At 72.0% G+C, this 23,957-nt stretch carries 17 protein-coding genes and 1 riboswitch; of the genes, 8 read left to right on the plus strand and 9 right to left on the minus strand.

The features are described from left to right. The first annotated feature begins 21 nt into the window (after positions 1 to 21). The 5 genes from EXU48_RS05105 to EXU48_RS05125 are packed head-to-tail and all read left to right on the plus strand — an operon-like array spanning position 22 to position 4,317. On the plus strand, positions 22 to 1,041 hold the full coding sequence (locus tag EXU48_RS05105) for an efflux RND transporter periplasmic adaptor subunit (protein ID WP_133106488.1): 1,020 nt from the start codon (positions 22 to 24) through the stop codon (positions 1,039 to 1,041). Further along, entirely contained in the window at positions 1,038 to 1,832 is a 795-nt protein-coding gene (locus EXU48_RS05110; protein ID WP_133106489.1) for an ABC transporter ATP-binding protein, read from the plus strand. Before EXU48_RS05105 ends, EXU48_RS05110 begins: the two co-directional genes overlap by 4 nt. Continuing rightward, positions 1,829 to 3,031: an ABC transporter permease gene (locus EXU48_RS05115; RefSeq protein ID WP_133106490.1), complete on the plus strand. Its 1,203-nt coding sequence runs from the start codon at positions 1,829 to 1,831 to the stop codon at positions 3,029 to 3,031. Before EXU48_RS05110 ends, EXU48_RS05115 begins: the two co-directional genes overlap by 4 nt. Before the next feature lie 49 nt (positions 3,032 to 3,080). Beyond that, positions 3,081 to 4,055 carry a serine hydrolase domain-containing protein gene (locus EXU48_RS05120; RefSeq protein WP_133106491.1) on the plus strand — a complete coding sequence of 325 codons (975 nt, stop codon included), beginning with the start codon at positions 3,081 to 3,083 and terminating at the stop codon, positions 4,053 to 4,055. Positions 4,056 to 4,092: 37 nt separating this feature from the next. After that, positions 4,093 to 4,317, plus strand: coding sequence for a hypothetical protein (locus EXU48_RS05125; protein ID WP_133106492.1), 225 nt, complete (start codon positions 4,093 to 4,095; stop codon positions 4,315 to 4,317). 51 nt (positions 4,318 to 4,368) lie between these two features. Here EXU48_RS05125 and EXU48_RS05130 read toward each other — a convergent pair whose 3' ends face one another. The 5 genes from EXU48_RS05130 to EXU48_RS05150 form a co-directional block, all read right to left on the minus strand. Then, a complete protein-coding gene (locus EXU48_RS05130; protein WP_133106493.1) occupies positions 4,369 to 5,163 on the minus strand; it encodes an exodeoxyribonuclease III in 795 nt (264 codons plus the stop codon). Next, the gene (locus EXU48_RS05135) at positions 5,157 to 6,548 is read right to left on the minus strand and encodes a UTP--glucose-1-phosphate uridylyltransferase (protein WP_133106494.1); all 1,392 of its coding nucleotides are present in this window, start codon (positions 6,546 to 6,548) and stop codon (positions 5,157 to 5,159) included. Before EXU48_RS05135 ends, EXU48_RS05130 begins: the two co-directional genes overlap by 7 nt. A gap of 153 nt (positions 6,549 to 6,701) precedes the next feature. After that, positions 6,702 to 7,559 (minus strand): bifunctional 5,10-methylenetetrahydrofolate dehydrogenase/5,10-methenyltetrahydrofolate cyclohydrolase, encoded by an 858-nt coding sequence (locus tag EXU48_RS05140; RefSeq protein ID WP_133106495.1) that lies wholly within the window; start codon positions 7,557 to 7,559, stop codon positions 6,702 to 6,704. Further along, positions 7,556 to 8,854: a serine hydroxymethyltransferase gene (gene glyA, locus EXU48_RS05145; protein WP_133106496.1), complete on the minus strand. Its 1,299-nt coding sequence runs from the start codon at positions 8,852 to 8,854 to the stop codon at positions 7,556 to 7,558. Before glyA ends, EXU48_RS05140 begins: the two co-directional genes overlap by 4 nt. Positions 8,855 to 8,897: 43 nt before the next feature. Next, positions 8,898 to 8,985, minus strand: a riboswitch (ZMP/ZTP riboswitch). Positions 8,986 to 9,077: 92 nt separating this feature from the next. Beyond that, the gene (locus EXU48_RS05150; protein ID WP_133106497.1) at positions 9,078 to 9,608 is read right to left on the minus strand and encodes a GNAT family N-acetyltransferase; all 531 of its coding nucleotides are present in this window, start codon (positions 9,606 to 9,608) and stop codon (positions 9,078 to 9,080) included. Positions 9,609 to 9,697: 89 nt separating this feature from the next. On the opposite strand from EXU48_RS05150, the gene purU reads away from it, so the two are divergent. Further along, on the plus strand, positions 9,698 to 10,555 hold the full coding sequence (gene purU, locus EXU48_RS05155) for a formyltetrahydrofolate deformylase (protein ID WP_133106498.1): 858 nt from the start codon (positions 9,698 to 9,700) through the stop codon (positions 10,553 to 10,555). 126 nt (positions 10,556 to 10,681) lie between these two features. Here the strand turns inward: purU and EXU48_RS05160 are convergent, their stop codons facing one another. The 3 genes from EXU48_RS05160 to pulA form a co-directional block, all read right to left on the minus strand. Continuing rightward, entirely contained in the window at positions 10,682 to 11,314 is a 633-nt protein-coding gene (locus tag EXU48_RS05160) for a hypothetical protein (protein WP_133106499.1), read from the minus strand. An 87-nt stretch (positions 11,315 to 11,401) separates the two neighbouring features. Continuing rightward, positions 11,402 to 14,458, minus strand: coding sequence for an alpha-mannosidase (locus tag EXU48_RS05165; protein ID WP_133106500.1), 3,057 nt, complete (start codon positions 14,456 to 14,458; stop codon positions 11,402 to 11,404). Positions 14,459 to 14,549: 91 nt separating this feature from the next. Next, complete coding sequence (pulA, locus tag EXU48_RS05170; RefSeq protein ID WP_133106501.1) at positions 14,550 to 20,663, minus strand: pullulanase-type alpha-1,6-glucosidase; 6,114 nt, start codon at positions 20,661 to 20,663, stop codon at positions 14,550 to 14,552. A 192-nt stretch (positions 20,664 to 20,855) separates the two neighbouring features. Here pulA and EXU48_RS05175 point away from each other — a divergent pair, with 192 nt between their 5' ends. After that, on the plus strand, positions 20,856 to 21,440 hold the full coding sequence (locus tag EXU48_RS05175; RefSeq protein ID WP_133106502.1) for an HdeD family acid-resistance protein: 585 nt from the start codon (positions 20,856 to 20,858) through the stop codon (positions 21,438 to 21,440). A gap of 139 nt (positions 21,441 to 21,579) precedes the next feature. Here the strand turns inward: EXU48_RS05175 and EXU48_RS05180 are convergent, their stop codons facing one another. Further along, positions 21,580 to 22,566: a malate dehydrogenase gene (locus EXU48_RS05180; RefSeq protein WP_133106503.1), complete on the minus strand. Its 987-nt coding sequence runs from the start codon at positions 22,564 to 22,566 to the stop codon at positions 21,580 to 21,582. A gap of 291 nt (positions 22,567 to 22,857) precedes the next feature. On the opposite strand from EXU48_RS05180, the gene EXU48_RS05185 reads away from it, so the two are divergent. Beyond that, complete coding sequence (locus EXU48_RS05185) at positions 22,858 to 23,946, plus strand: MIP/aquaporin family protein (RefSeq protein ID WP_133106504.1); 1,089 nt, start codon at positions 22,858 to 22,860, stop codon at positions 23,944 to 23,946. The last annotated feature ends 11 nt before the right edge of the window (positions 23,947 to 23,957 follow it).

Genomic DNA, 23,957 nt, shown 5'->3' on the forward strand with positions numbered 1-23,957 from the left:
CGACTGCAGGGGGCTGTTGCCATGGGTGTCACGCGCCGAATCGTCTTTCCCACCATCCGGATCCTGATCTGGGCCGTGATCGCCGTGGCGCTCGTGCAGCTCGCGTTCGGCGGCACCGACGCCACCGGCGACCCGGACGCCGGGCCCGAGACCCCGTCGGCGGTGTTCGAGGACCCGCAGGTGGAGGTCACCACCGCCACCATCACGAACCAGGTGACCCTCGCGGCGACCGTCGTCGCCGATGGCGCCGTGAGCGCGCGTGCGAACCTGGACGGGACGGTCAACTACTACGAGGTCGATGACGGGGCGACGGTCACCGAGGGCGACCGCCTGCTCGTCATCCGCCAGGAGACCCCGCGCGACCCGGTGGAGAGCACGGACGAGGAGGGGAACGTCACGGTGACCCCCCGCAGTCCCGAGATCACCACCACGGTCGTGCGCGCCCCGGCCACGGGTGTGGTCCGCTTCTCCGTGCTCGAGGACCAGGCCGTCTCGATCGGGGATCCGGTCGCCACCGTCACCCCGGACACGTTCTCCGTGGTCGGCTCGCTGAGCCCGGAACAGCAGTACCGGCTGGTCTCCGCCCCTGCCGAAGGGCAGGTGCAGGTGCCCGGCGGGCCGGCGCCGTTCACGTGCACCGGCCTGACCACCGGCGTCGCCGACGGCAACGACGCAGACCAGCCCGACGGCGAGGCGCCGCCCGCCGGCGACGGCACCACGGTGCAGGCCCGGTGCGCCGTTCCCGCGGGGGTTACGGTGTTCCCGGGCCTGAGTGCGGACCTGGTGATCACCAGCGGCGAGGCCGCCGACGCGATGGTCCTGCCGGTCACCGCGGTCCAGGGGCTCTTCGAGACCGGCGTGGTCTGGGTGGTCGGTGCCGACGGTGAGCCCGAGGAGCGGCCCGTGACCCTCGGCCTCACGGACGGCGAGCTCGTGCAGATCGTCGAGGGCGTCGCCGCCGGGGACCTGGTCCTGGAGTTCGTGCCCGGCGCCGAGGTCGAGCCGATCGATCCCTACGCCATGGACCCGGGCGTCGGATGAGTCTGCTGGAACTGCACGGGATCACCCGGACCGTCCGGCTGCCCGACGACTCCCGGCTGGACATCCTGCGGGGGGTCGACCTGAGCGTCGGGGCCGGCGAGCACATCTCCATCGTGGGGCGCTCGGGCACCGGGAAGTCCACCCTGCTGAACATCCTCGGCCTCCTCGACGCCCCGACGGACGGCGAGTACCTGCTCGACGGGACGCCGATCGGCCGACTCGGCAACCGCCGTCGGGCTCGGCGCCGCGGCGACGACTTCGGATTCGTGTTCCAGCAGTTCAACCTGCTCCCGGGGCGCACCGCCCTGGAGAACGTGATCGCGCCCCTGCTGTACGCGCGCGGCCGCACGTTCTGGCGTCGACACTCGATCGCCACCTCGATGCTGGCGCGGGTGGGCCTCGGCGACCGGCTGGAGTCCAAGCCGGAGCAGCTCTCCGGCGGCGAGCAGCAGCGGGTCGCGATCGCCCGCGCCCTGGTCCGCACCCCGCGCGTGATCCTCGCCGACGAGCCCACCGGCGCCCTGGACGTGGACACCGGCGCCGAGATCATGACGATGCTCGACGAGATCGCCTCGGACACCGGCGCGGTGCTGATCGCGATCACCCACGACCTCGCGGTGGCGGCCCGGGCGAGCCGGCACTACCGGCTCGGCGAGGGCGTGCTCACGCCGATCACGATCGCCCCGCGGACCGCCGGTACCCTCGCCGAGCTGGGCGACCCGCTGACCGCGACCGACGTCGTGGACCCGGAGGCCGCACCGGTGCTCGCCGACGCAGAGGCCTCGGCGTGACCGGGTTCGTCGGCGCCCTCGTGGAGGCGTGGGGCGAACTGCGCATCCACCGCCTGCGGGTGCTGCTGTCCCTGATCGGCGTGGCCGTCGCGGTTGCGGCGATGACCGGGGTGACGGCGCTCGGGGACATCACGAGGCAGGCGCAGTCCGAGCTCATGGAGGCGCAGAGCGGACGGCCGGCGACGTTCCGGGTGGACGCCTGGTCCGAGACCGGGACTCTCGACGCCACCGCGACCACCACGGCGTTCCGTGACTTCGTGACGCGGTACGAGATCGAGCAGGCCTCCCTCGTCACCTACGCCAGCATGCCGGTCCGGATGCCGACCGGGACCTGGGAGGTCCAGGTCCAGGCCGTCGACCCGCCGTACGGGGCGATGCACCGGATCGCCCCGGTGCACGGGTCGTGGTTCACCGCCGCAGATGCTGACCGGTTCGCCCCGGCCCTGGTGGTGAACGAGGCGTTCCTGCGCGAACTCGGCGTTCCCGACCTCACCGGACGTCCCACCGCCCTGATCGGGCGGGACGAGCCGGTCCGGGCCACGATCATCGGGGTGACCGCCGACCTGTGGGAGGGCGCGGTCCCGGAGGCGTTCATCCTGAGCTCGGCGTTCGAGCGGTGGATCCCGCCGAGCCCGGAGTTCTTCGCCCCGCCGGCTCTCGAGGTGTGGGTGCCGCCGGAGGACGCCGACGTCGCCGAGCAGTTCCTGAACCGGGATCTGACGGCGGCCCTCGGGTCCAGCGCGCAGGTGCAGATCTACCGCCAGGACGCCTTCGGCATCGAGGCGTTCGACCAGGTGTTCCAGCTCGTCGTGACCGGGATCGGTCTCCTGGTCCTGATGCTCGGCGCTCTGAGCCTGGTGAACATCTCCCTGGTGACCGTGCGGCAGCGGATCCGCGAGATCGGCATCCGGCGCTCGTTCGGGGCGTCCTCGGGACGGATCTTCTTCTCGATCATGATGGAGTCCCTGGTCGCGACCGTGCTCGCGGGTGCGATCGGCGTCGCGATCGCCGTGGTCGCCGTGCGCAACGCCCCGATCGAGGCGCTGATCGGCTGGGGCAGCATCCAGGACGTTCCCCCGTTCCCGATCTCCGCGGCTGTCACCGGTCTGGTGGCCGCCACCGTGATCGGGGCACTGGCCGGGCTGCTGCCTGCGCTCGTGGCGGTCCGGGTGAAACCGATCGACGCGATCCGGTACTGACGTCAATTTAGGTTGACGGTTTCGGAAGTCGTCAACTACGGTTGCCGCCATGGAGGCAAGCGAGCGGCTCGCGGCCCGGGTTCAGGACCTGCTCGGCCCGCGTCATCCGGTGTTCGCCGCGGCCACCCTCACCCCCGGGACCGTCACGGTGGCCGGCAGGGGCGCCGACTCGCAGGCCGACTTCGAGATCGCCTCCGTCTCGAAGGCGATCACCGGACTGCTCTACGCCGAGGGTCTGGCCCGTGCTGAGTTCGGTGCCGATGCGGTCCTCGGTGACCACCTCCCGCTGGGCGACACCCCCGCGGCCGGCGTGAGCTTGGCCTCGCTGAGCACACACCGTTCCGGCCTGCCGCGGCTCCCGGCGTCCGCGCACCCGTGGCGCCGCACGATCGCGCTCTGGCGGCACGGGACCAACCCGTACGGCGAGACACTCGACGACCTGCTCGAGCAGGCCCGCGGCGTCCGGGTCGGCAGGCCACTCCCCCGCTACTCCAATTTCGGGTTCGAACTGTTGGGCCACGCGATCGCCGCCGCCGAGGGGACGACCTACGCCGCACTCGTCCGGGATCGACTCGTCGGCCCGCTCGACCTCGACCCCTTCTACGTCCCGACGTCCACCGCGGACCTGCGGCCCGGTGCGCTGTCCGGGAGGTCCGCACGCGGGCGAACGCGCGAGGCCTGGACCGGGGAGGCGCTCGGACCGGCCGGCGGCATCCGGGCGAGCATCGAGGCGATGGCGCGGCTGGCAGCCGCGCTGCTGGCCGGCTCGGCCCCAGGGATGGCCGCCCTGAACCCGGTCGCGCCGTTCGGGGCCGGCGCCCGGATCGGCGCGGCCTGGATCACCGTCGACGTGGACGGACGCGCGATCACCTGGCACAACGGCGGATCTGGCGGCTTCCGGTCGTGGCTCGGGCTGGACCGCGCGGCCGGCACCGCGGCGGTGATCCTGTCCGCCACCGCGGCCGCGGTCGACGCACCCGGGTTCCGGCTCCTGACCGAACTCACCGCCATCGCCGCAGAGTAGGCTCACTCCACCACCGCCCAGCCAGACAGGAAACCCCGTGATCAAGAAGCCGCTGCTGCTCGTCGTCGGCATCATCGCGATCCTGATCGGCCTGGTCTGGGCCGGCCAGGGCGCCGGGATCCTGCCCGGCAGCATGATGACCGGGGACCCCACGTGGCTCGTGATCGGGCTCATCCTCATCGTCGCCGGCGCCGTGCTGGGCTACCTCAGCACCCGCGGCCGGTCCTGGCACAGCCAGCACGGCCCGCCCGGACAGCACTGACAGCACGAACAGCACTGACCGCACCAACAGAACCGCCGCAGCGGACGCGGGTCAGAGGTCGTACAGCACCCGCACCGGGGCGTGGTCGGAGAACCGCGCCTCGTAGGTGGCCGCCCGGTCGATGACCGCATCCTTCGCCCGCTCGGCCAGGGCCGGCGTGGCGAACTGGTAGTCGATCCGCCAGCCCGCGTCGTTCGTGAACGCCTGCCCGCGCCAGGACCACCACGAGTACGGCCCCGGGCCCTCGCCGCCGAACCGGCGGCCCAGGTCCACCCAGCCCTGCTCGTCGATCCAGGTGTCCAGGTAGGCCCGCTCCTCGGGCAGGAACCCGGCGTTGCGGCGGTTCGTCTTCCACGCCTTGAGGTCCACCTCACGGTGGGCGATGTTCATGTCCCCGCCCACCACCACGCAGCCACCGCCGGCCGCGAGTTCACCCATCCTCGCGGTGACGGCGTCCAGGTGCGCGAACTTGAGATCCATCGACGGTGTCCGGGCGGTCCCGGAGTGTAGGTACGTCGAGACCACCGTCAGGCGCTCGCCGCCGACCTCCAGGTCGGCCTCCACCCACCGCCCGACGTCCGGCTCCGGCTCGTCCGCGGCGAGCCCGATCCGGACCGCCGTGAACGGTGTCCGGGCCGCGACGGCGACCCCAGCCCGGCCCTTGGCCGCGCCCTCGGTGTGCACGAAGTGCCAGTCGGGCCCGAGGTGGGCGGCGAGGAGTTCGTCGGTCGCGCGGACCTCCTGGAGCAGCAGCACGTCCGGGGCGTGCTCGGCGATCCACTCCCCCATCCCCCTCCGGAACGCGGCCCGGATCCCGTTGACGTTGACGGACCCGATGCTCAGCACGTGACGTCCCCGGTCAGCCGGGTGCCGTCGGCAATCGTGGCGGGCTGCTCGGCGCGCACGTGCACGTCCCCGGTGCAGACCACGCCGGCTCCGAACGTGACGTCCCCGGTCACCTCCAGGCCGGTGCATTCACGCAGCGACGGCGGCCCCGCCGGGAACCGGGCCTCGAAGTCCGGGACGAGCTTGTAGTGCCCGTCCAGCCGGATCGCCGGCTCGTCGTGGGTGATCACGGAGTTCACGACCGAGTCCTCATCGAGTGAGAACACGTCCGAGCGCAACAGGAGCAGCTCGTTCGTGGTCTTCACCGGCCGGAACCGACGCCGCGGCACCAGCAGCGCCTGGGAACCCTCGAACGCCTCCACGGCGGTGCCCATCGCGGACTCGATCTGGATCACCGGCGTCGAGGACGAGTCCGAGGGGTCCACCGTCTTGCGGTTCACCACGATCGGCAGCCCGAGCACCCCGTCGCGCTCGTCGAGGAGCCGCTCGAGGACCTCCAGGTCCACCCACAGGTTGTTCGTGTGGAAGTACTGGTGCCGCTCGTTGTCCTGGAAGTGGTGGTCCTCGCCGTCGGCCACCATGGCGCTGTCCCGCAGGATCATCCGGCCGTCGCTGCGCCGTCGGGCCAGGTGCCCGCCCTTGCGGTCGTTCGCGGTGCGCGGGCACACCTCGGCCGCGTACGGCACGGCGTTGGCGAACATCCAGGCCGCCACGTCCGGGTCACAGGTGGCGCCGAGGTTGTCCGCGTTGGACAGGAACACGTACCGGATCCCCTTCGCCCGCAGCGCCGCGAGCAGCCCGCTGCCCTGCAGCGCGACGTAGATGTCCCCGTGCCCCGGCGGGCACCACTCGAGCTCGGGGTCCGCGGCCCAGTCCACCGGGGCGAGGGTGTCCGCGTCCAACTTCGGCTCCGCGTTCTGCAGGAAGTCCAGCGGCAGACCGTCCACGGCCAGGTCCGGGTACCTCTCGAGGATCGCCAGGGACTCGGACCGCGTACGGAACGAGTTCATCAGGATCAGCGGCAGCTGCACGTCGTGCTCGGCCCGCAGGGCGAGCACCTGGCGGGCGATGATGTCCAGGAACGTGAGCCCGTCGCGCACCTCGAGGGCGGACTTCGGGCCGGTCATTCCCATCGACGTGCCGAGCCCACCGTTCAGCTTGATGACGGCGGTGCGGGCCAGTGCCTCCCGGCGCTGGGAGGCCGTCGCGGCGAAGTCGCCGAGCGCCGGGACCTCCCCGAGCGGCTCGATCGTCTCCTCCGGGATCAGGCCCTGCGCACCGGCCGCGAGGTCGCGCCAGTAGTGGGCGAAGACGTTGATCGCGCGGGGGTCGATGCCCCGCTCCTGCATCTTCGTGATGGCCTGTTGCAGCCCGTCCTCAGTCATGGCTCCAACCCTATGACGAGCCGGTGACGGTGGATGCCGCCGAGGAAGTCGTCGAGGGGTCGAATCAGCCGGAGCCAGCCGACTGATTCGACCCCGTGACGACTGATGGTCACCGAGGGGTGCGGGTCCGGGAGCCCGAGGCCTGCCCCGGACTCAGCCGACCCGACGCTCCGCAGCCTCGACGGCGTTGCGGAACAGCAACGCGATGGTGGTCGGACCCACGCCGCCGACGCGCGGGGTGATCGCCCCGGCGACCTGTTCGCAGGACTCGTCGACGTCCGGGAGCAGCCGCTTGCCCTCGTAGCGGACGCCCCCGCCGATCACGGTGACGCCCGGGGTGAGGTGCTCGGGCTGCAGGATCCCGGGCACCCCGGCGGCCGCGATGACCACCTCGGCGCGGCGGGTGTAGTCGGGCCAGTTCGGCACCCCGGTGTGCACCACGGTGACGGCCGCGTTCGCCGTCGGGCGCTTCTGGCTGAGCAGCAGCGCGAGCGGGCGCCCGAGCGTGGTGCCGCGGCCGAGGATGCACACCTCGCGGCCGGCGATACCGATCTCGTAGTGGGCCAGCAGGGCCTCGATCCCGGCCGGGGTGCAGGCCACCGGCCCGGGCATGCCGAGGGCGAGCCGGCCCATGTTGACCGGGTGCAGCCCGTCCACGTCCTTGTCCGGGTCGAGCGCGAGCAGGGCAGCGTCGAAGTCGATCTGCGGCGGGGTGGGGTGCTGCAGCAGCACGGCGTCGACGTCGTCCGCGTCGTTCATCTCGCCGATGGCGGCGAGCACGTCCGCCTGGGTGGCGTCGGCGCCCAGGTGGATGTGCGGGGAGACGAACCCGAGGGCGGCGGCCCGCTCCTGCTTCATCCGGATGTACCCGGCACTGGCGGAGTCGTCCCCGACCAGGATGGTGCCCAGGCCCGGGGTGTGCCCGGCCGCGGCGAGCGCCTCGATCCGTGGGGCGAGATCGGCGAACACCGCGTCCGCGACCGGCTTGCCCGGGAGCAGCCGTGCGCTCACTGGTGCAGCCCGGGGTAGAGCGGGAACGCGTCGGTGAGGGCCTTGACCCGGGCCCGGGCGGCGTCGATGTCCGCGCCGGAGCCGGCCGCGAGCACGCCGCCGATGATGTCCGCCACCTCGCGGAACTCGGTCTCCCCGAAGCCGCGGGAGGCCAGGGCCGGCGTGCCGATCCGCAGCCCGGACGTGACCCGCGGGGGGCGCGGGTCGAACGGCACGGCGTTGCGGTTCACGGTGATCCCGGCGTCGTGCAGGAGGTCCTCGGCCTGCTGGCCGTCCAGGTCGGAGTTGCGCAGGTCCACCAGGACCAGGTGCACGTCGGTGCCGCCGGTGAGCACGGAGACGCCAGCGCCGGCCACGTCGGAACCCGTGAGCCGCTCGGCGAGGATCCGGGCGCCGTCGACGGTGCGCTGCTGCCGGTCGGCGAACTCCGCGCCGGCCGCGACCTTGAACGCGACCGCCTTGGCCGCGATCACGTGCATCAGCGGCCCGCCCTGCTGGCCCGGGAACACCGCGGAGTCGAGCTTCTTGCCGAACCGCTCCTTGTCATTGGCCAGGATCACTCCCGAGCGCGGGCCGCCGAGGGTCTTGTGCACGGTGGAGGAGACCACGTCCGAGTGCGGCACCGGGTTCGGGTGCAGCCCGGCCGCGACCAGGCCGGCGAAGTGCGCCATGTCCGTCCACAGGTAGGCGCCGACCTCGTCCGCGATGGACCGGAACGCCTCGAAGTCGAGCTGACGCGGGTACGCGGACCAGCCGGCGATGATCACCTGCGGCCGGGACTCGAGCGCGGTGGCCCGCAGCGCGTCGTAGTCGATCCGGTGGGTCTGGGAGTCGACGCCGTAGGAGGCGACGTTGTAGAGCTTGCCGGAGAAGTTGATCTTCATGCCGTGGGTGAGGTGGCCACCGTGGGCCAGCTGCAGGCCGAGGATGGTGTCGCCCGGCTTGATCAGGGCGTGCAGCACGGCCGCGTTGGCCTGGGCCCCGGAGTGGGGCTGGACGTTGACGTACTCGGCGCCGAACAGCGACGACGCCCGCTCGATGGCGAGGTTCTCGGCGATGTCGACCTGCTCGCAGCCGCCGTAGTAGCGGCGGCCCGGGTAACCCTCGGCGTACTTGTTCGTCAGCACCGAGCCCTGCGCCTGGAGCACGGCACGCGGCACGAAGTTCTCGCTCGCGATCATCTCGAGGGTCTCACGCTGGCGGGTGAGTTCCCCCTCGAGCACGGCGGCGATCTCGGGATCGAGTTCCGCGAGCGTCTGCTCGTTGACGGGGACGGTGGACGTGGGCTGGCTCATGCTTCCTCCGCGGGCGATGCAGTGAATGGGTTCTCGTCGGATCACTCCAGGCCCAGGCGGGCGACCTCGAGTCGAGTTACTGCATCGCTCCCCGGTGGTGATCCACCTCGGCGCCAGTCGCGATGGGCCCAGCCTAGCAAGGCCGCAGGCCCCCGGGTCGAGTCCGTCCGGCGGATCCGGTCCGCCGGGTCGATCGGCCGACGGCGTCCGGTGGGCCGGGTGCCTAGCCTTCCGCGGGCGAGGTCGTGGCCTCGTCCGTCTCGGTGACCTCGGTCGTCTCCAGGTCGCCGAGGATCTTCCGCAGGTAGGCGTAGGTGAGGTCGCCGGCGTTCTGGTCGTACTGGTGCTCGAAGCCGTGCTTGGCGTACAGGGAGAGGTTCTGCTTGGAGTCCTGCCCGGTGAAGACCCAGACCTCGCTGGTCTGCTCCGGCAGGTAGTTCAGCACGGACATCAGGAGCTTCGTGCCCAGGCCCTGCCCCTGCAGGTCCGGCACCACCGCGAGGCGGCCGAGGAGCGCCCGGTCCTCCTCCAGGCCCACGCGTACGGACCCGACCATGCGCGGTCCGATCCACGCACCGAGGGTGACGACATCGGCCCGGGCCAGGTCCTCGCGCAACTCGTCGTAGGTCTGGGTCAGGGCCGGGATGTGGGGGTCGTCGTACAGCTGCGCCTCGGTCACGAACGCGGCCCGCCGCACGGTCAGCAGCTCGCCCGCGTCCTTGTCCTCGACGACGTCGATCCTCAGCTCGTCCATGCCCCCATCCTTCCACTGACCGGCGTGCTCGCGAACCCGAACCGCCTGCGCGGCCCGAACCGACGGCGACACCGGCTAACCTCACTGCGGTGACCACCGAAGCCCCGGACCACTGGGTCCTGACCCTCTCCTGCCCCGACCGCCCCGGGATCGTGCACGCCGTCGCCGGGGTGCTCGCCGCGAACGGCGGCAACATCACCGAGTCCCAGCAGTTCGGTGACGCGGGCACCGGGCTGTTCTTCATGCGGGTGCAGGTGGAGTCCGCGGCCACGGAGGCGGACCTGGAGTCCGCGCTGACCGAGGTCGCCACGGAGTTCTCGATGACGTGGTCCCTGGACCGGGTGGGTCGCCCGGTGCGCACTGTGGTGATGGTCTCCACCGCGGCCCATTGCCTCAACGACCTGCTGTTCCGCGAGCGCGAAGGCCGACTCCCGATCCAGGTGGTGGCCGTGGTCTCCAACCACACCGAGCTGGCGCCGATGGCCCAGTTCTACGGGGTGCCGTTCCACCACATCCCGGTGACGAGGGACACCAAGCCGGCCGCCGAGCGGGCCCTGCTGGACCTGGTCGACGAGCTCGACGCCGAGCTTGTGGTGATGGCCCGCTACATGCAGATCCTCTCCGACGACCTGTGCCGGGCACTCGACGGCCGGATCATCAACATCCACCACTCGTTCCTGCCGAGTTTCAAGGGCGCCCGGCCGTACGCGCAGGCGCACGACCGTGGCGTCAAACTCATCGGCGCGACGGCCCACTACGCGACCGCCTCGCTCGACGAGGGCCCGATCATCGAGCAGGACGTGGAGCGGGTCACCCACGCCGACGACGCCGGCGAACTCGTCGCGATCGGTCAGGACGTGGAACGGCGGGTGCTCGCCCGCGCGGTGCGCTGGCACGCCGAGCACCGCGTGCTCATCGACGGGCACCGCACGGTCGTCTTCCGCTGATCGTCGCGCCTGCGGCCACGACGAACGCCCCGCCGTATGGGCGGGGCGTTCGGGGACCGAGCGGTGCTCGACGGCGGCACTCACGTCTGGCAGGGGGCGTCGCCGCTGCTCGTGGGTGCGGCCGACCTACGGGCGGTACTCGCCGGGCCGAGGGCCGGAGTCGGTGCCCGACGTCGGGTAGCCGCCCGGCGGGGTGACACCCGGCGGCGTGGTCGGACCCGGCATGCCGGAGGCCCCGGACCCGGTGTAGGCACTCGGGTCGAACGAGCCGCCCGGCGCCATCGCCACGGCCTTCTTGGCCTTGTTCCACTGGATGAGACCGCGGATACCGAGGATCAGGCCGATCAGCATGAAGTACCACGGGAAGAAGTACGTCCCACCGGTCGGACTGCTCGCCGCGACCGCGAAGCTGATGACGAAGACCAGCACGGCGGCGGCGAGGATCCCGAAGCCGACCAGCATCCCGTTCCGGGCCTTCTTGACCTCCTGCTGGGCCAGGGCGGCCGAGGCGGTCCCGGACGCGGCGTCACCGTAGGGCGAGGCGCCATACGGTGACCCACCGGCCGGCGCGGCGGAACCGGGGCCGTAGCCCGGGTTCTGCCCGGCCATCGGGGCGGCGGCCGACCCGGCGGCGTCCTCGACCCAGTAGTTCCAGCCGGCCGGTGCCGGCGGCCACGACGGGTCCGGCTGCCAGCCCTCGGGCGGGGTGAAGTTCGGCGGGACCTGCCACCCGGGCGGGGCGTTGAATCGTTGGCTCATGCGGTGCAGCCTAGGGCAATCGAGGGGCGGCGCCGGTCACCGTCCATGGGCACTCTTGCCCACCCCGCCGGTCCGGCGCCGACCCCGTCACCGCGCGAATCGGAGCGTGCAGATCTGGAACGGCCGCAGCCCGAGCGTGACCGTCCCGGCGTCGGTGGCCACGACCGCGCCGGTGCCCTCGCCCAGCGGTCGCTCGAGCAGGTCCGTCGCCGTGACCGACGTCACCGGGAAGTCCGCGGTGACTGCCGCCGTGGCCCGGCCGCCGAGCGACTCGTACAGTCGCACGATCACGTCCCCGCTGCCGTCCTCGGCGAGCTTCACGGCCTCGATGACCACGGCGTCGTTGTCGCTGCGCAACAGCGGCGCGACCGCCGCCGTGCCGGCGCCGGCCACGGTGCGCACCGGCAGGTTCATCCGGTACCCCTCCTGCACGGACTCGGCGATGCCGGCGCCCGGGCGGATGCTCGAGCGCAGCACGTGCGCGCCCTGGTCGGCGTCCGGGTCCGGGAACAAGGGTGCTCGCAGCAGGGACTGGCGCACCACGGTGATCGGGCGGCCGGCCGGGTCGAGGTCGGCGCGGATGTCGTGGCCGTAGGTCTGGTCGTTGGCGACCGCGACCCCGTAGCCGGCCTCGCCCACGTGCACCCAGCGGTGCGCGACGGTCTCGAACCGGGCCGCGTCCCAGGAGGTGTTCGTGGCAGTGGGCCGGTGAAGGTGCCCGAACTGGATCTCGGACGTGGCCCGCTCGGCCTGGACGTCCACGGGGAAGGCCAGCTTGAGCAGCTTCTGCCGCTCGTGCCAGTCCACCTCGGTGGTGATCTCCAGGGCGTCGTCGGCCAGTTCGAGCCGCTGGGTGATGGTCGAGGAGCCGAGCCGACGGCGGATCACCAGCCGGGTGGTCTCCTCGCCGCCACCGGCGGGCTCGACGGCGATCTCCTCGGCGGCGTCGAGATCGCTCACCACGCGGCGGTAGTGGGCGTCGATGTCCCAGGCGTCCCACTCGTTCGGGATGTCCCGGTGCACCTGGAGCAGGTTGGCGGCCATCCCGGCCGGGACCACCTCACGGTCGGCCGGGAGGTCGCGCAGGGAGGTGACCAGACCGCGTGCGTCGACCACGACCTGGAGGTGGGAGTTGCTCAGGACCCAGCCCTCGCCGTCGGGCTCGATCGTGGCGCCCGGTTCCGCCGCCGGGGCGGCGCCGCCGAGGGCGGGGACGCCGGCGCGCGCGAACGGTCCGGCGTTCAGGGCGATCTCGTCCTGGCCGGTGCCGACCAGGTGACCGATCGCGGTCGCGATGAGTGACTCGAGCTCCGCCGCGATCTCGGTGTAGTTGCGCTCGGCCTCCCGGTGCACCCAGGCGATCGACGAGCCGGGCAGGATGTCGTGGAACTGCTGCAGCAGCACCAACCTCCAGATCCGGCGCAGGTCGTCGGCCGGGTAGGCGGCGCCGGTGCGCACGGTGGCCGTGGCGGCCCACAGCTCGGCCTCCCGGAGCAGGTGCTCGCTGCGCCGGTTGCCGGCCTTCGTACGGTGCTGGGAGGTGTAGGTGCCGCGGTGGTACTCCAGGTACATCTCGCCGGTCCAGGTGGGCGGGTCGGCGTACTCGGCGCGGGCCTGGGTGAAGAAGTTCTCGGGCGTGGACAGCGTCACCTTCGGCGACCCCTCGAGGTCGGCGGTGCGCCGGGCCGCGGCGAGCATCTCCCGGGTCGGGCCGCCGCCGCCGTCGCCGTAGCCGTAGGGCAGCAGCGAGGTGTTCGCGCGGCCCTTCTCGGCGTACTGGCGCTGCGCCTTGGCCAGTTCCGCGCCGCTGATCATGGAGTTGTAGGTGTCCACGGGCGGGAAGTGGGTGAAGATCCGGGTGCCGTCGGTACCGGCCCATTCGAACGTGTGGTGCGGGAACCTATTCGTGTCGTTCCAGGAGATCTTCTGGGTGAGCAGGAACTCCTTGCCGCTGGCCCGGGCGATCTGCGGCAGCGCGGCGGTGTAGCCGAAGGAGTCCGGCAGCCACACCTCTTTCGGCTCGACCCCGAACTCGTCGATGAAGAACTGGGTGCCGGCCACGAACTGCCGGGCCAGGGCCTCACCGCCGGGCATGTTCGTGTCCGACTCCACCCACATCCCACCGACCGGGATGAACCGGCCCTCGCGGACCCGCTCGGCGATGCGCGCGTACAGCTCCGGGTAGTACTCCTTCATCCACGCGTACTGCTGGGCGGAGGAGCAGGCGAACGTGACGTCCGGGTCGGTGTCCATCAGGTTCAGCACGTTCGCGAACGTGCGGGCGCACTTGCGGACGGTCTCCCGGACCGGCCACAGCCACGCCGAGTCGATGTGGGCATGCCCGACGGCGTGCAGCCGGTGCGCGCTCGCGCTCGCCGGGGCGGACCGCACGTCGGCGAGGGCCTCACGGCCGCTCGCGGCGGTTCCGGGCAGGTCGTCGGGGTCGACGGCGTCGAGCATGTCCTCCAGGGCGCGCAGGATCTCGGCGCGTCGGGGGGAGTCGGCCGGGAGTTCGAGCATCAGGCCCTGCAGCGCCGTGACGTCCTGGTGCAGCTCCCAGACGTCGACGTCCAGCAGCGCCAGGTCCGCGGCCCGCAGTTCATAGATCGGGTCGGTGCCGGCGGTCGCCTTGTCACCCATCGGTGTCGGCTTGATCCACTGGCCGTTCGGCACGTCCGGGTTCGCGGCGGCCTCCACGTACAGGTCCACCCACTCCCCCGGTGCCACGTCGAGCGGCAGGTAGTGGTTGCGGGGCTCGAGACCCTTCAGGAGCACCCCGTCGGGTGACCAGATGGCTCCCTCGGTCTGGAAGCCGGGGCCGGCGTCGGAGAACCCCAGGTCGACCAGGAGTTCCAGCCGGACCGGGCCCACGCCGTCGGCCGCTCCGGACAGGTCCTGCGCCCACCCCTCGGGCACCTGCCCGCGCACGTGGAACCAGACCGTGCTCCACGGGCGGCCCCACGGGCTGCCCACCTCGAACGGGGCGAAGTCCTGGGTGAGCGCCTCGGCGAACGGCACCGGTTCGTCCGGGACCTCCCACGCGGTGACGGTCAACTGGCTGCGGGCGCGGTAGCCGGCGGCGTCGAGCCGCTCGGAGATGAAGCGGCGCAGGCGGTGCTCGGTACGGGCGGTGGTGTCATGCACGGCGGCGGGACTCCGGTGTCGGTGGGGCAGGCCAGCGTCCAGCCTAGTCGGAGCGGCGGCCCATGGCTGCCACGGGGGCCGCACGGCGGACTCAGGTCCAGCACACCTCCGGCAGGCCCGGGAACAGCGCGCGCAGCAGCGCGATCAGGATCCGCAGGATCCATCCGGCCAGCCCTGGCGGCAGGTCCACGCACTGCGGCGGCTCGGTCACCTCGACCACCAGGCCAGCCTCGGCGGACACCCCGGAGGACAGCCCGGTCGCGGTCACGGTGTACGTTCCGGCCGCCGTCTGCGCCGGGATGGTGACGGCGCCGACCGCCGCACCCGCGCTGTCCACGTTGAGCACGGTCAGCGACCCCTCGCCGAGGGTGAGCTCGACGTCCTCATCCGGTGCGAACCCGGTGACGGCGACCTCCACCTGCTCCCCGGGGCCGGCGCTCGCCGGGCTCAGGGTGAGCGCCGGGTCCAGCGGGACCACCGGCTCGGCGGGGTCGACGAGCACGGCGACCGTGCGCGCCGGGATGGTCACGGTGCCGCTGGTGGCGTCCCAGACGGTCCCCCGGACCACCTCGTCCGCGCCCTCGGCCTGGACGTCGGAGAGTTCGAGGTCGCGGCCGGCGAAGCCGTCGACGGTCTCGGTGATCGGGTCGGGCGTCGTGTTCAGGACCACGAGCACCCCGTCGAGCCCCGCGTCGACATCCTCCGCGTACGCGCCGGCGGCGTCGTCGATGCTCATCACGACCAGGCCCGCGGTGGCGTCCGGGCCGGAGCCCGGGAACGTGACCCGCTCGGTGATCAGGTCGGTCTCGCCGAGCCGGAACAACGGCGTGGAGAACCGCAGCCGGAGCAGGTCCTGGGCCATCGCGGCGGACTGGGCGATCTGGTCCGGCGCGGGCACCAGCGCGGGATCCGCGAGCAGCGGGCCCTGCACCGCCCAGTTCGCCCCGTTGTCCCGTTGCGGCGGGAGCCCGGTGCCGAACACCGAGTCCTGCATCGTCCAGTCGATCTCGTTGAAGTGGTCGCCGGAGTTGTAGCTGTTGCGGTCCAGGGACTTGCTGCGCAGCAGGTCGGTGCCGGCGTGCCAGAAGGACGGCGTCTGGGACAGCGCCGTGGTGGCCAGCGCGAGGGTGTTCATCCGGACCCGCTCGTCGACGGTGGAGTCCGCGGGCAGGCGCAGCGCGAGCAGGTCGTAGAGCGTCTCGTTGTCGTGGGCGTCGACGTAGGTGACCACCTCCTCGGGTGAGGTCGCGTATCCGGCCGGCTGTCCGTTGTAGTCGAGTTGGTCCCCGCGCAACCAGGCCCCGGAGGAGGTCAGGAACTCGTAGGAGGCGAGGTTCCCGGCCAGGCCCAGTCGGACCAGGTCCGCGCGGTGCTGCAGGTCCGCGAGCTGGCCCGGGGTCTGGGCGCCGGTCACGGCGTTGTTGTCGGTGTACAGCCCGGTGCCGAAGCCCTGCTGCTGCAGGGTGCCGTGCCCGCCCTGCACCGCGTCCCGGAGCCGGTCCGAGAAGGTGCCGATGCCGGTGCCGTCGAGCTGACCCTGGGTGGCCTGTTCGAAGAGCCGGTTGTTCGCCACCTCCCCGAAGTTCCAGCCCTCCCCGTAGAGGTAGATCGAGGCGCCGTCGACGCCGTCCTCGGCGATGGTGAGGGTGTCCAGCGCAGCGCGGACCGCCTCCAAGTTCGCCCGGGAGTGGTGGCCCATCAGGTCGAACCGGAAGCCGTCCACGCGGTACTCCCGGGCCCAGGTCAGCACGGAGTCGACCATCAGGTCCTGCGCCATCGCATGCTCGGTGGCCACGTTCTGGCAGCAGGTCGAGGTCTCCACCTGCCCGGCCGCGTCGAGGCGCTGGTAGTAGCCCGGCACGACCCGGTCCAGGACCGACAATGCGTCCTGGCCGGACGCGGCGGTGTGGTTGAACACCTGGTCCAGCACCACCCGCAGGTCCGCGTCGTGCAGGGCTCCGACCATCGAGCGGAACTCCGCCACCCGGGCCCCGCCGTCCTGGTGGCCCGGGCTCGCGTAGGAACCCTCCGGGGTGGTGAAGTGCAGCGGGTCGTATCCCCAGTTGAAGCCGTCGGTGTCCGCGGCCGCCATCACCGCGGCCTGCTGGCCGGGCGAGTCCGGGGCGGCGTCCGGGACCACCGGGACGGACTGCTCCGCACGCGCCTCGGGGATCGTCGCGATGTCGAAGGTGGGCAGCAGGTGCACGGTGGTCAGGCCGGCGTCGGCGAGATCGCGCAGGTGGGTCATCCCAGCGCTGTCGGTCTGCGTGAAGGCCGCATAGCTGCCGCGCAGCGGCTCGGGCACGCTCTCGTCGGCGATGGAGAAGTCACGCACGTGCAGTTCGTAGATCGTCTGGTCGACGCCGCGGATCGCGTCCGGGTTCGGGGTGTCCGCCCACAGGGCCGGTTGGTAGGACGGGTCGTCCAGGTCCACGAGCACCGAGTGCGTCGAGTCCACGGTCAACGCGACCGAGTACGGGTCGGTGACCACGTTGTGCTCGACGGCGTCGGTGCCGGGCACGTAGACCTCGATGTCCCAGAGGTAGGCACGGTCGCGCCAGTCGGCGGCGCCGGCCACGGTCCAGGTGCCGTCGGCCTGCCGGGTCGCGGCGAGCCGTTCCGGTTCCCCGGTGCCGGTGCCGTCGTCGAAGAGCAGCAGGTCCACGTCGCGGGCGGTCGGCGCCCAGACGGCGACGCTCACGGCCCCGTCGGCGTGCCAGGTGGCACCCAGCGGCGCCTGGGCTGCGTCCTGGGCGTAGAGGTCGTCAAGGACACCCGGCAGCTGCACACCGGTGAACACGGTCAGGGCGCCACCGGCGTTGTGCGCGGTGAGGGCGAGCTGGCCGGTGAGGGCCGCCTCGACGGCGGCGCGGTCCAGGTCCGTGACCGCCAGCGCGACCGAGTCGGCCAGGTGCGGGTACCGCTCGCGCAGTTGCGGGTCGAGCCCGGTGTCGATGACCTCGAGACCGGTGGCGGTGCCGCCGGTGACGTCGTTGCCGGCGAGCGTCAGCCCGCCGTCGGGCGCGGTGACCAGCGCCCAGGCCAGGTCCGTGGGGGCGGCGCCGGCGGGCAGCAGGTCGCGCGGCACCGCGATGGTGGTCTGGTCCAGCCAGTGCACCCGCCACTGCCCGACGCCGGCCGTCGGGTAGTCGGTGACGGCGATCGTGAGCTGGTGGGTGGCCAGGTCGTAGGCGAACTGCACGAACTGGCCGGCGCCCACGGTGAAGGCGATGTTCGCGCCGCCCGCCGCGCCGCCCGCGCCGTAGTTCTCGTCCCAGCTCAGCCCGTGCGCGACCTTCACCTCGTAGCCGCCCGCGGGGAGGGCGTTCGTGGACCAGGTGAACACGCCGTCGCCGTCGGGGTCCTGCATCCAGGTGCGCAGGCAGCCGGGATCCCAGTCGCCGGCGCAGCCGACCTCGGAGTTCAGGCTGCCGGGGAGGGTGACCACCGGGGTCTGTGCCGTGTTCGAGAAGTAGTGCGTGACCGGGTCGTAGTAGAACGTGACGGGTCCGCCGGCGTGGGTGTAGGAGGAGTTGGCGCCGTCGCGCACCCCGCCGACGCCGTAGTTCTCGGCCCAGGACCCGCCGATCGCGACCTTGTACTCGTAGGCGCCGGCCGGCAGGTCGAACGTGCCGGTGTAGAGGCCGTGCTCGCCGAGGGTCAGCGCCGCCGCCTCGCAGTCCGGGGACCAGTCCGAGGCGCAGCCCATCGCGGTGTTGTGGGTGCCGGGGATCGTGACGGTGGCCGCACCCGGGTCGGTCTCGACCACACCGTTGACCGCGAAGCCGACGTTGGCGTAGGTGGAGGCCGCGGTCCGGTTCCCGGCCGCGTCCACGGTGACGGCCCGGTACTCCAGGAGGGTGCCGGCGGCCAGGTCGCCGGTGTCGTGGAAGACCCGGGGCGTGGTGTCCTCGGCGGTGCCGAGGAGCTGCCAGTCCTGGGTGCCGACCACCCGGACGGAGAACGTGGTCTCGCTCCAGGTGTGGTCGGAGGCGTCCGCGCCGATCGGGGCGAGGCCCTCGACGGCGCTGCCGGGCAGGGGTGTCAGCACCGGCGCGAGGATCTCGCTCGGCACCGCGACCTGCGCGTCAGCACGGAGCACGACGGCGGAGAGCGGGTCGACGGTGAGGCTCACCTCGCCGGCGGCGTCCGCCGTGACCGTCTGCGGCGTCCCGTACAGCGTGGCGTAGGTGGCGCCGGGGGTCAGGGTGGTCAGCGTGATCGTGCGGGCGGCGGTCTCGTTGTTGAGCGCGACGAGGTGCTCGACGCGTTCGGTGCGGTCCACGCGGGCGAAGGCGTACACGCCGCCGTCGGCGGCGAGCTCGATCTGGGCGCCGCCGGACAGCGCCGGGTTGGCGCTGCGCAGCGCGGCGAGCTCGGCGATGTGGGTGTACAGCGGCGCGTCGGTGTCGTAGCGGTCCACGGATCCGGCCTGTTCGCCGGTGAGCAGCGGCTGATCGATGTAGAGGGGCGTCTGCGAGGCGAACAGGGACTGCCGGGCGCCCTTGTCGTTGCCGGTGCCGATGAAGCCCTGCTCGTCGCCGTAGTAGACCACCGGCTGGCCGCGGGTGAGATACATCAGGGAGTGGGCCAGCTCGGACCGCTGGAGCGGGTCGGACACGTCGCCGAGGAGGTACCCGAGCCGGCCCATGTCGTGGTTGCCGAGGAACGTCGGGAGGGCGTCCGCCGAGGAGGTCGGGGTGGTGTAGTGGTCGTCGGAGGCGAACAGGCCCGCGAGCGCGTTCGCGCCCGCGCCGCGGGCGTAGTTCGCGGCCGCTGCCTGGTAGGCGAAGTCCAGGACCGCGTCCATGTCGGTGTCGCGCACGTACGGGGAGATGAGCCGGGCGTCCGCGTCGTAGACCTCGCCGAAGCTGAAGAAGTCGTCGTTGCCGATCGCGCCGGCGTGCTCGGTGATCGCGGCGGTGAACGTCTCCCAGAACTCGGGGTTGACGTGCTTGACCGTGTCGATCCGGAACCCGTCGATGCCGAGGTCCATCCAGGTGGTGTAGATGTCGATCATGCCCTCGACGACCTCGGGGTCCTCGGTCATCAGGTCGTCGAGGCCGTCGAAGTCGCCGTAGGTCACCGACTCCCCCGACCAGGTCGAGTTGCCGCGGTTGTGGTAGAGCGTGACGTCGTTCAGCCAGTCGGGCACCATCGCCGGGCGCGCCTCGGCACGCACCGGGGTGTACGGGAAGGACGTGGCGGCGTCGAGCGCCGGGAAGTCCGGGGAGCCGGCCACGTCGGAGGGATCGAACGGGACGCCGTCGGCGGTCAGATACGGGGAGGTGGCCTGGTCGATGTAGCCGTACTCGCCCTCGGCGTAGTCGATCAGGTCCGCGGTGTGGTTGGTGATGATGTCGAAGTAGACGTCGATGCCGCGCGCGTGGGCGTCCTCGATGAATGCCTCCAGCTCCGCGTTCGTGCCGAGGTGCGGGTCGATCTGGGTGAAGTCGGTGATCCAGTAGCCGTGGTAGCCGGCCGAGGCGTCCGCACCGGTGCCCTGGACCGCCTGGTTCGTGAACGAGGGGGTCAGCCAGATCGCGGTGGTGCCGAGGCCCTCGATGTAGTCGAGCCGGTTGGTCAGGCCGGCGATGTCGCCCCCGTGGTAGAAGCCCTGGTTCGTCGGGTCGTGCCCGGAGACCAGCGGGTCGTCGCCGAGGCCCGCCGTGTCGTTGGCGGGGTCGCCGTTGGCGAACCGGTCGGTGAGCACGAAGTAGAACTGCTCGCCGGCGCCCTCGCTGCGCACCGGGTCCGCGACCAGTTCGGCGTCCGCCTCGCTGTAGTCGCCGCGCAGGTCGAGCACCTGCAGGCCGACCCGGTGCGTCCCGTCGTCGTAGCTGAACCGCAGGGTGGCCTCTCCGGGCAGCACCAGCGGGATGTTCGCGTCGCCGCCGTCCAGCCCGTACGCCTCGTCCCAGGTGCCGTCGAGGGCCACCTTGTACTCCCAGGTGCCGGCGGGCAAACTAAACTCGGCCGCGTAGACGCCGTCCACGTCGGTGCCGATGAGCGTGGTCGCGGCACAGTTCGTCTGCCAGTCCTCGGCGCACCCGAGTTCGGACTGCAGCGAGCCGACGAGCACGACCTGCCGGTCGTTCGCCGCGAACGCCGGTTCGGGTGTCAGGGCGGTGACCGCGCCGGTCAGGGCGAGGGCGAGGGTGGCCAGGATCGCGGGCAGGCGGCGGGGGGCGCGGGTGGTCGCCACGGGGTCTCCTTCGACTGCGTCGCTCACCGACGAGCGACGTCACTGGGACGACCGTAACGGCTGCCAGCAACTTTCAGCAAGGCCTTGCAACGACGGATCCGACGACCTCCGGCACGCCTCCTTGCCGCGCGGGCGCGGAACCGGTACAGATTGACTGCCCAGCAGCGTCGTCGCGCCAGAGAGCAGGCCGCCATGTCCGAACCCTCATCCACCAACGTCGTGTCGGCGCTCGCGAAGGACGTCTGGTACTACGCCGTGATCCGCGGCGCCGTCGCGATCGTCTTCGGGATCCTGGCCCTGGTCTGGCCGGACAAGGTGCTGCCCACATTCGTGCTCCTCCTGGGCATCTTCTGGGCCGTCGACGGCGTGCTCGCGATCGTGCACGGGATCCGCACCCGGGGAACCCCGGGCGCCGGCAGCGAGATCTTCTTCGGGGTCCTCGGCGCGATCGCCGGGGTGTTCCTGATCGTGCGGCCGGCGGTGGGGACCGAGATCCTGCTCATCGTGGCCGGCGTCTGGGCCATCATCGGTGGGCTCATCCTCGCGATCTCCGCGGTGCGCGGCCGCCGGAGCCTCGGCGCCGCCTGGACCCTGGGTCTCGCGTTCGGCGTGATCACGCTCGCGTTCGGCATCTTCCTGGTGGCGGCCCCGGACGTCGCCGCCACCACCTTCGGTGTGCTGCTCGGCATCTACGCACTGCTCGCCGGAATCGCACTGGTGCTGATCGGCCTGTCGGTGCGTGCAATCGGCCGCTCCGCGCAGACACCCGCCCAGTAGGCCCACGGTCGCCGCCCGCGGCCCGGTCTCCACGGGTGCCGTGGCCGACCGCCCGCCGGGCCCGCACCGCGAACGGCGCCCGTCCCCCAGGAGGTGGACGGGCGCCGTCGGCGTTGCTCGCTCGCGGATCGGGCCCGGATCAGATCAGGCCGAGCCCCTTGACCGCGTCCCGCTCCTCGGCGAGCTCGGCGACCGAGGCGTCGATGCGGGCGCGGGAGAACTCGTTGACGTCGAGCCCCTGGACGATCTGCCAGGCGCCACCGGTGGAGGTGACCGGGAACGAGGAGATCAGGCCCTCGGGAACGCCGTAGGACCCGTCGGAGGGGATCGCCGCGGACGTCCACGAGCCCTCGGGGGTGCCGTTGACCCAGTCGTGCACGTGGTCGATGGCGGCGTTCGCGGCGGAGGCCGCCGACGACGCGCCGCGCGCCTCGATGATCGCGGCGCCACGCTTGGCGACCGTCGGGATGAACGTGTCGACGAGCCAGGCCTGGTCGTCCACGACCTCGGCCGCCGGGCGGCCACCGATCGTGGCGTGGAAGATGTCCGGGTACTGGGTGGCGGAGTGGTTGCCCCAGATGGTCAGGTTCCTGATCTCGCTGACCGCGGCGCCGCTCTTGCCGGCGAGCTGGCTGAGGGCTCGGTTGTGGTCCAGGCGGGTCATCGCCGTGAAGCGTTCGGCCGGGATGTCCGGGGCGTTCGCCTGCGCGATCAGGGCGTTCGTGTTCGCCGGGTTGCCGACCACCAGCACCCGGATGTCGTCCGCGGCGCCCGCGTTCAGGGCCTTGCCCTGCGGTCCGAAGATGCCGCCGTTGGCCTCGAGCAGGTCACCTCGTTCCATCCCGGCGCCGCGCGGGCGCGCACCCACGAGCAGTGCCACGTTGGCGCCCGCGAAGCCCGCGGTCGGGTCGTCGAAGATGTCGATGCCCTCGAGGAGGCCGAAAGCGCAGTCCTCCAGCTCCATCGCGGTGCCCTCGGCCGCCTTCACACCCTGCGGGATCTCCAGCAGGCGCAGCTTCACCGGGGTGTCCGGTCCGAGCAGCTGCCCGGAGGCGATGCGGAACAACAGGGCGTAGCCGATCTGGCCGGCGGCACCCGTGACCGTCACATTGACGGGCTGAGTCATGGTCGAACTCCTGTCTTCGCTCTGGTGACCAGGAGCGCGGGGCGCGGGCGCCGTGGGTCAGCGCGACGAGGAACTCCTGGGCGGTCTGCCACCGGTCGCGCCGACCCGCGTCGGAGCGGGCGACCGGCATGCGCCACCAGATTACTCGACATCGAGATACCCGGCAGGACGCGTCCGGCTTCCCCGGCCGGCCCGCGGCTCGCACGGCCTCGTCTGCGCTCACGTTCAGCGGGCACCCAGGCGGGGGTGAGAGGGTAGGCACCGATCACGCCCTCTCTCGACGGGATTCCCATGACCAGCACCATCGTTGACGACATCGACGACTACACCGAGGACGTCCTCGAGCCGGAGCGAGAGCACCCCCTCGGCCAGCGGCTCGGTGCCGAGTTCGTCGGCACGTTCATCCTCGTGTTCCTCGGGCTCGGCCTGGCCGTGTACGGGGGCATCCTCTTCAACGCCGACCAGGTGGCCGAGGCGCTCGCCTGGGGCGTCGCACTGATGGCCGCGATGGCGATGTTCGTGTACGTCTCCGGCGGGCACTTCAACCCGGCCCTGACCCTCGGCGCCGCGATCACCGGACGGCTGTCCTGGTCCGCGGTGCTCCCGTACTGGCTGGCCCAGGTCGCCGGTGGCGTGGGAGCGTCGGCGCTGCTGTTCATCACCACCCCGGTCGAGCTCCCGACCCAGCTGCAGCTGACCACGGTGCGGTCCCTGTTCGCGCAGTCCGCGAGCGGCTTCGACGCGAACTCGACGTTCGCGCGGGCCTCGTCCGGGGCGATCTCGACCACGATGCTGCAGGTCCTGATCATCGAGGTGGTCGCGACCGCGCTGTTCGTCGCCGTGGCGCTCGCCGTCACCCGGACGGCGTCGAGCCGCCGCGGATACTCGGCCGCGATCGTGACCGGCCTGTTCTACGGCATCCTCTCGGTGGCCACCACGTTCGTGGCGGGCGGGGCGATGAACCCGGCCCGGGCCACGGCGATCGCGGTCTTCTCCGACTCCTGGGCCCTCGGCCAGGTCTGGCTGTTCTGGGTGGCGCCGCTGCTCGGGGCCGCGATCACGGCGCTGCTGTTCACGGTGTTCGCGCCGGAGCCGCTGCCGGTCGTCGCGTACGAGGACGAGGACTACGACGACGACGACGACGACGAGCCGGACGACGACGAGGACGACGACGACACCGACGACGAGGCCGGCCACGGCGCGGCCTCGGTCACGCTCGACGAGTCCGACGACCCTGACCGGATCAGCTGGGCCGAGGTCGACGAGGACGAGGCGGCCGACGAGGTCTCCGCGACCGAGGACGACGTCACCGGCAAGGGCGATGTCTCCGACGAGGACGGCGGGAGCGCCCGCCCCGAGGACGGCACAACCCGCGCCTGAGCTCCTCGGAT

It is taken from the genome of Occultella glacieicola (genome assembly GCF_004353825.1).
GTDB classification, from domain to species: Bacteria; Actinomycetota; Actinomycetes; order Actinomycetales; family Beutenbergiaceae; genus Occultella; species Occultella glacieicola.

What these genes read in the sequence shown, in the direction of transcription:
- EXU48_RS05105 (WP_133106488.1), top strand. Translation starts at nt 22, where the DNA reads ATGGGTGTCACGCGCCGAATCGTCTTTCCCACCATCCGGATCCTGATC.
- EXU48_RS05110 (WP_133106489.1), top strand. Translation starts at nt 1,038, where the DNA reads ATGAGTCTGCTGGAACTGCACGGGATCACCCGGACCGTCCGGCTGCCC.
- EXU48_RS05120 (WP_133106491.1), top strand. Translation starts at nt 3,081, where the DNA reads ATGGAGGCAAGCGAGCGGCTCGCGGCCCGGGTTCAGGACCTGCTCGGC.
- EXU48_RS05135 (WP_133106494.1), bottom strand. Translation starts at nt 6,548, where the DNA reads ATGACTGAGGACGGGCTGCAACAGGCCATCACGAAGATGCAGGAGCGG.
- glyA (WP_133106496.1), bottom strand. Translation starts at nt 8,854, where the DNA reads ATGAGCCAGCCCACGTCCACCGTCCCCGTCAACGAGCAGACGCTCGCG.
- EXU48_RS05150 (WP_133106497.1), bottom strand. Translation starts at nt 9,608, where the DNA reads ATGGACGAGCTGAGGATCGACGTCGTCGAGGACAAGGACGCGGGCGAG.
- EXU48_RS05160 (WP_133106499.1), bottom strand. Translation starts at nt 11,314, where the DNA reads ATGAGCCAACGATTCAACGCCCCGCCCGGGTGGCAGGTCCCGCCGAAC.
- EXU48_RS05175 (WP_133106502.1), top strand. Translation starts at nt 20,856, where the DNA reads ATGTCCGAACCCTCATCCACCAACGTCGTGTCGGCGCTCGCGAAGGAC.
- EXU48_RS05180 (WP_133106503.1), bottom strand. Translation starts at nt 22,566, where the DNA reads ATGACTCAGCCCGTCAATGTGACGGTCACGGGTGCCGCCGGCCAGATC.
- EXU48_RS05185 (WP_133106504.1), top strand. Translation starts at nt 22,858, where the DNA reads ATGACCAGCACCATCGTTGACGACATCGACGACTACACCGAGGACGTC.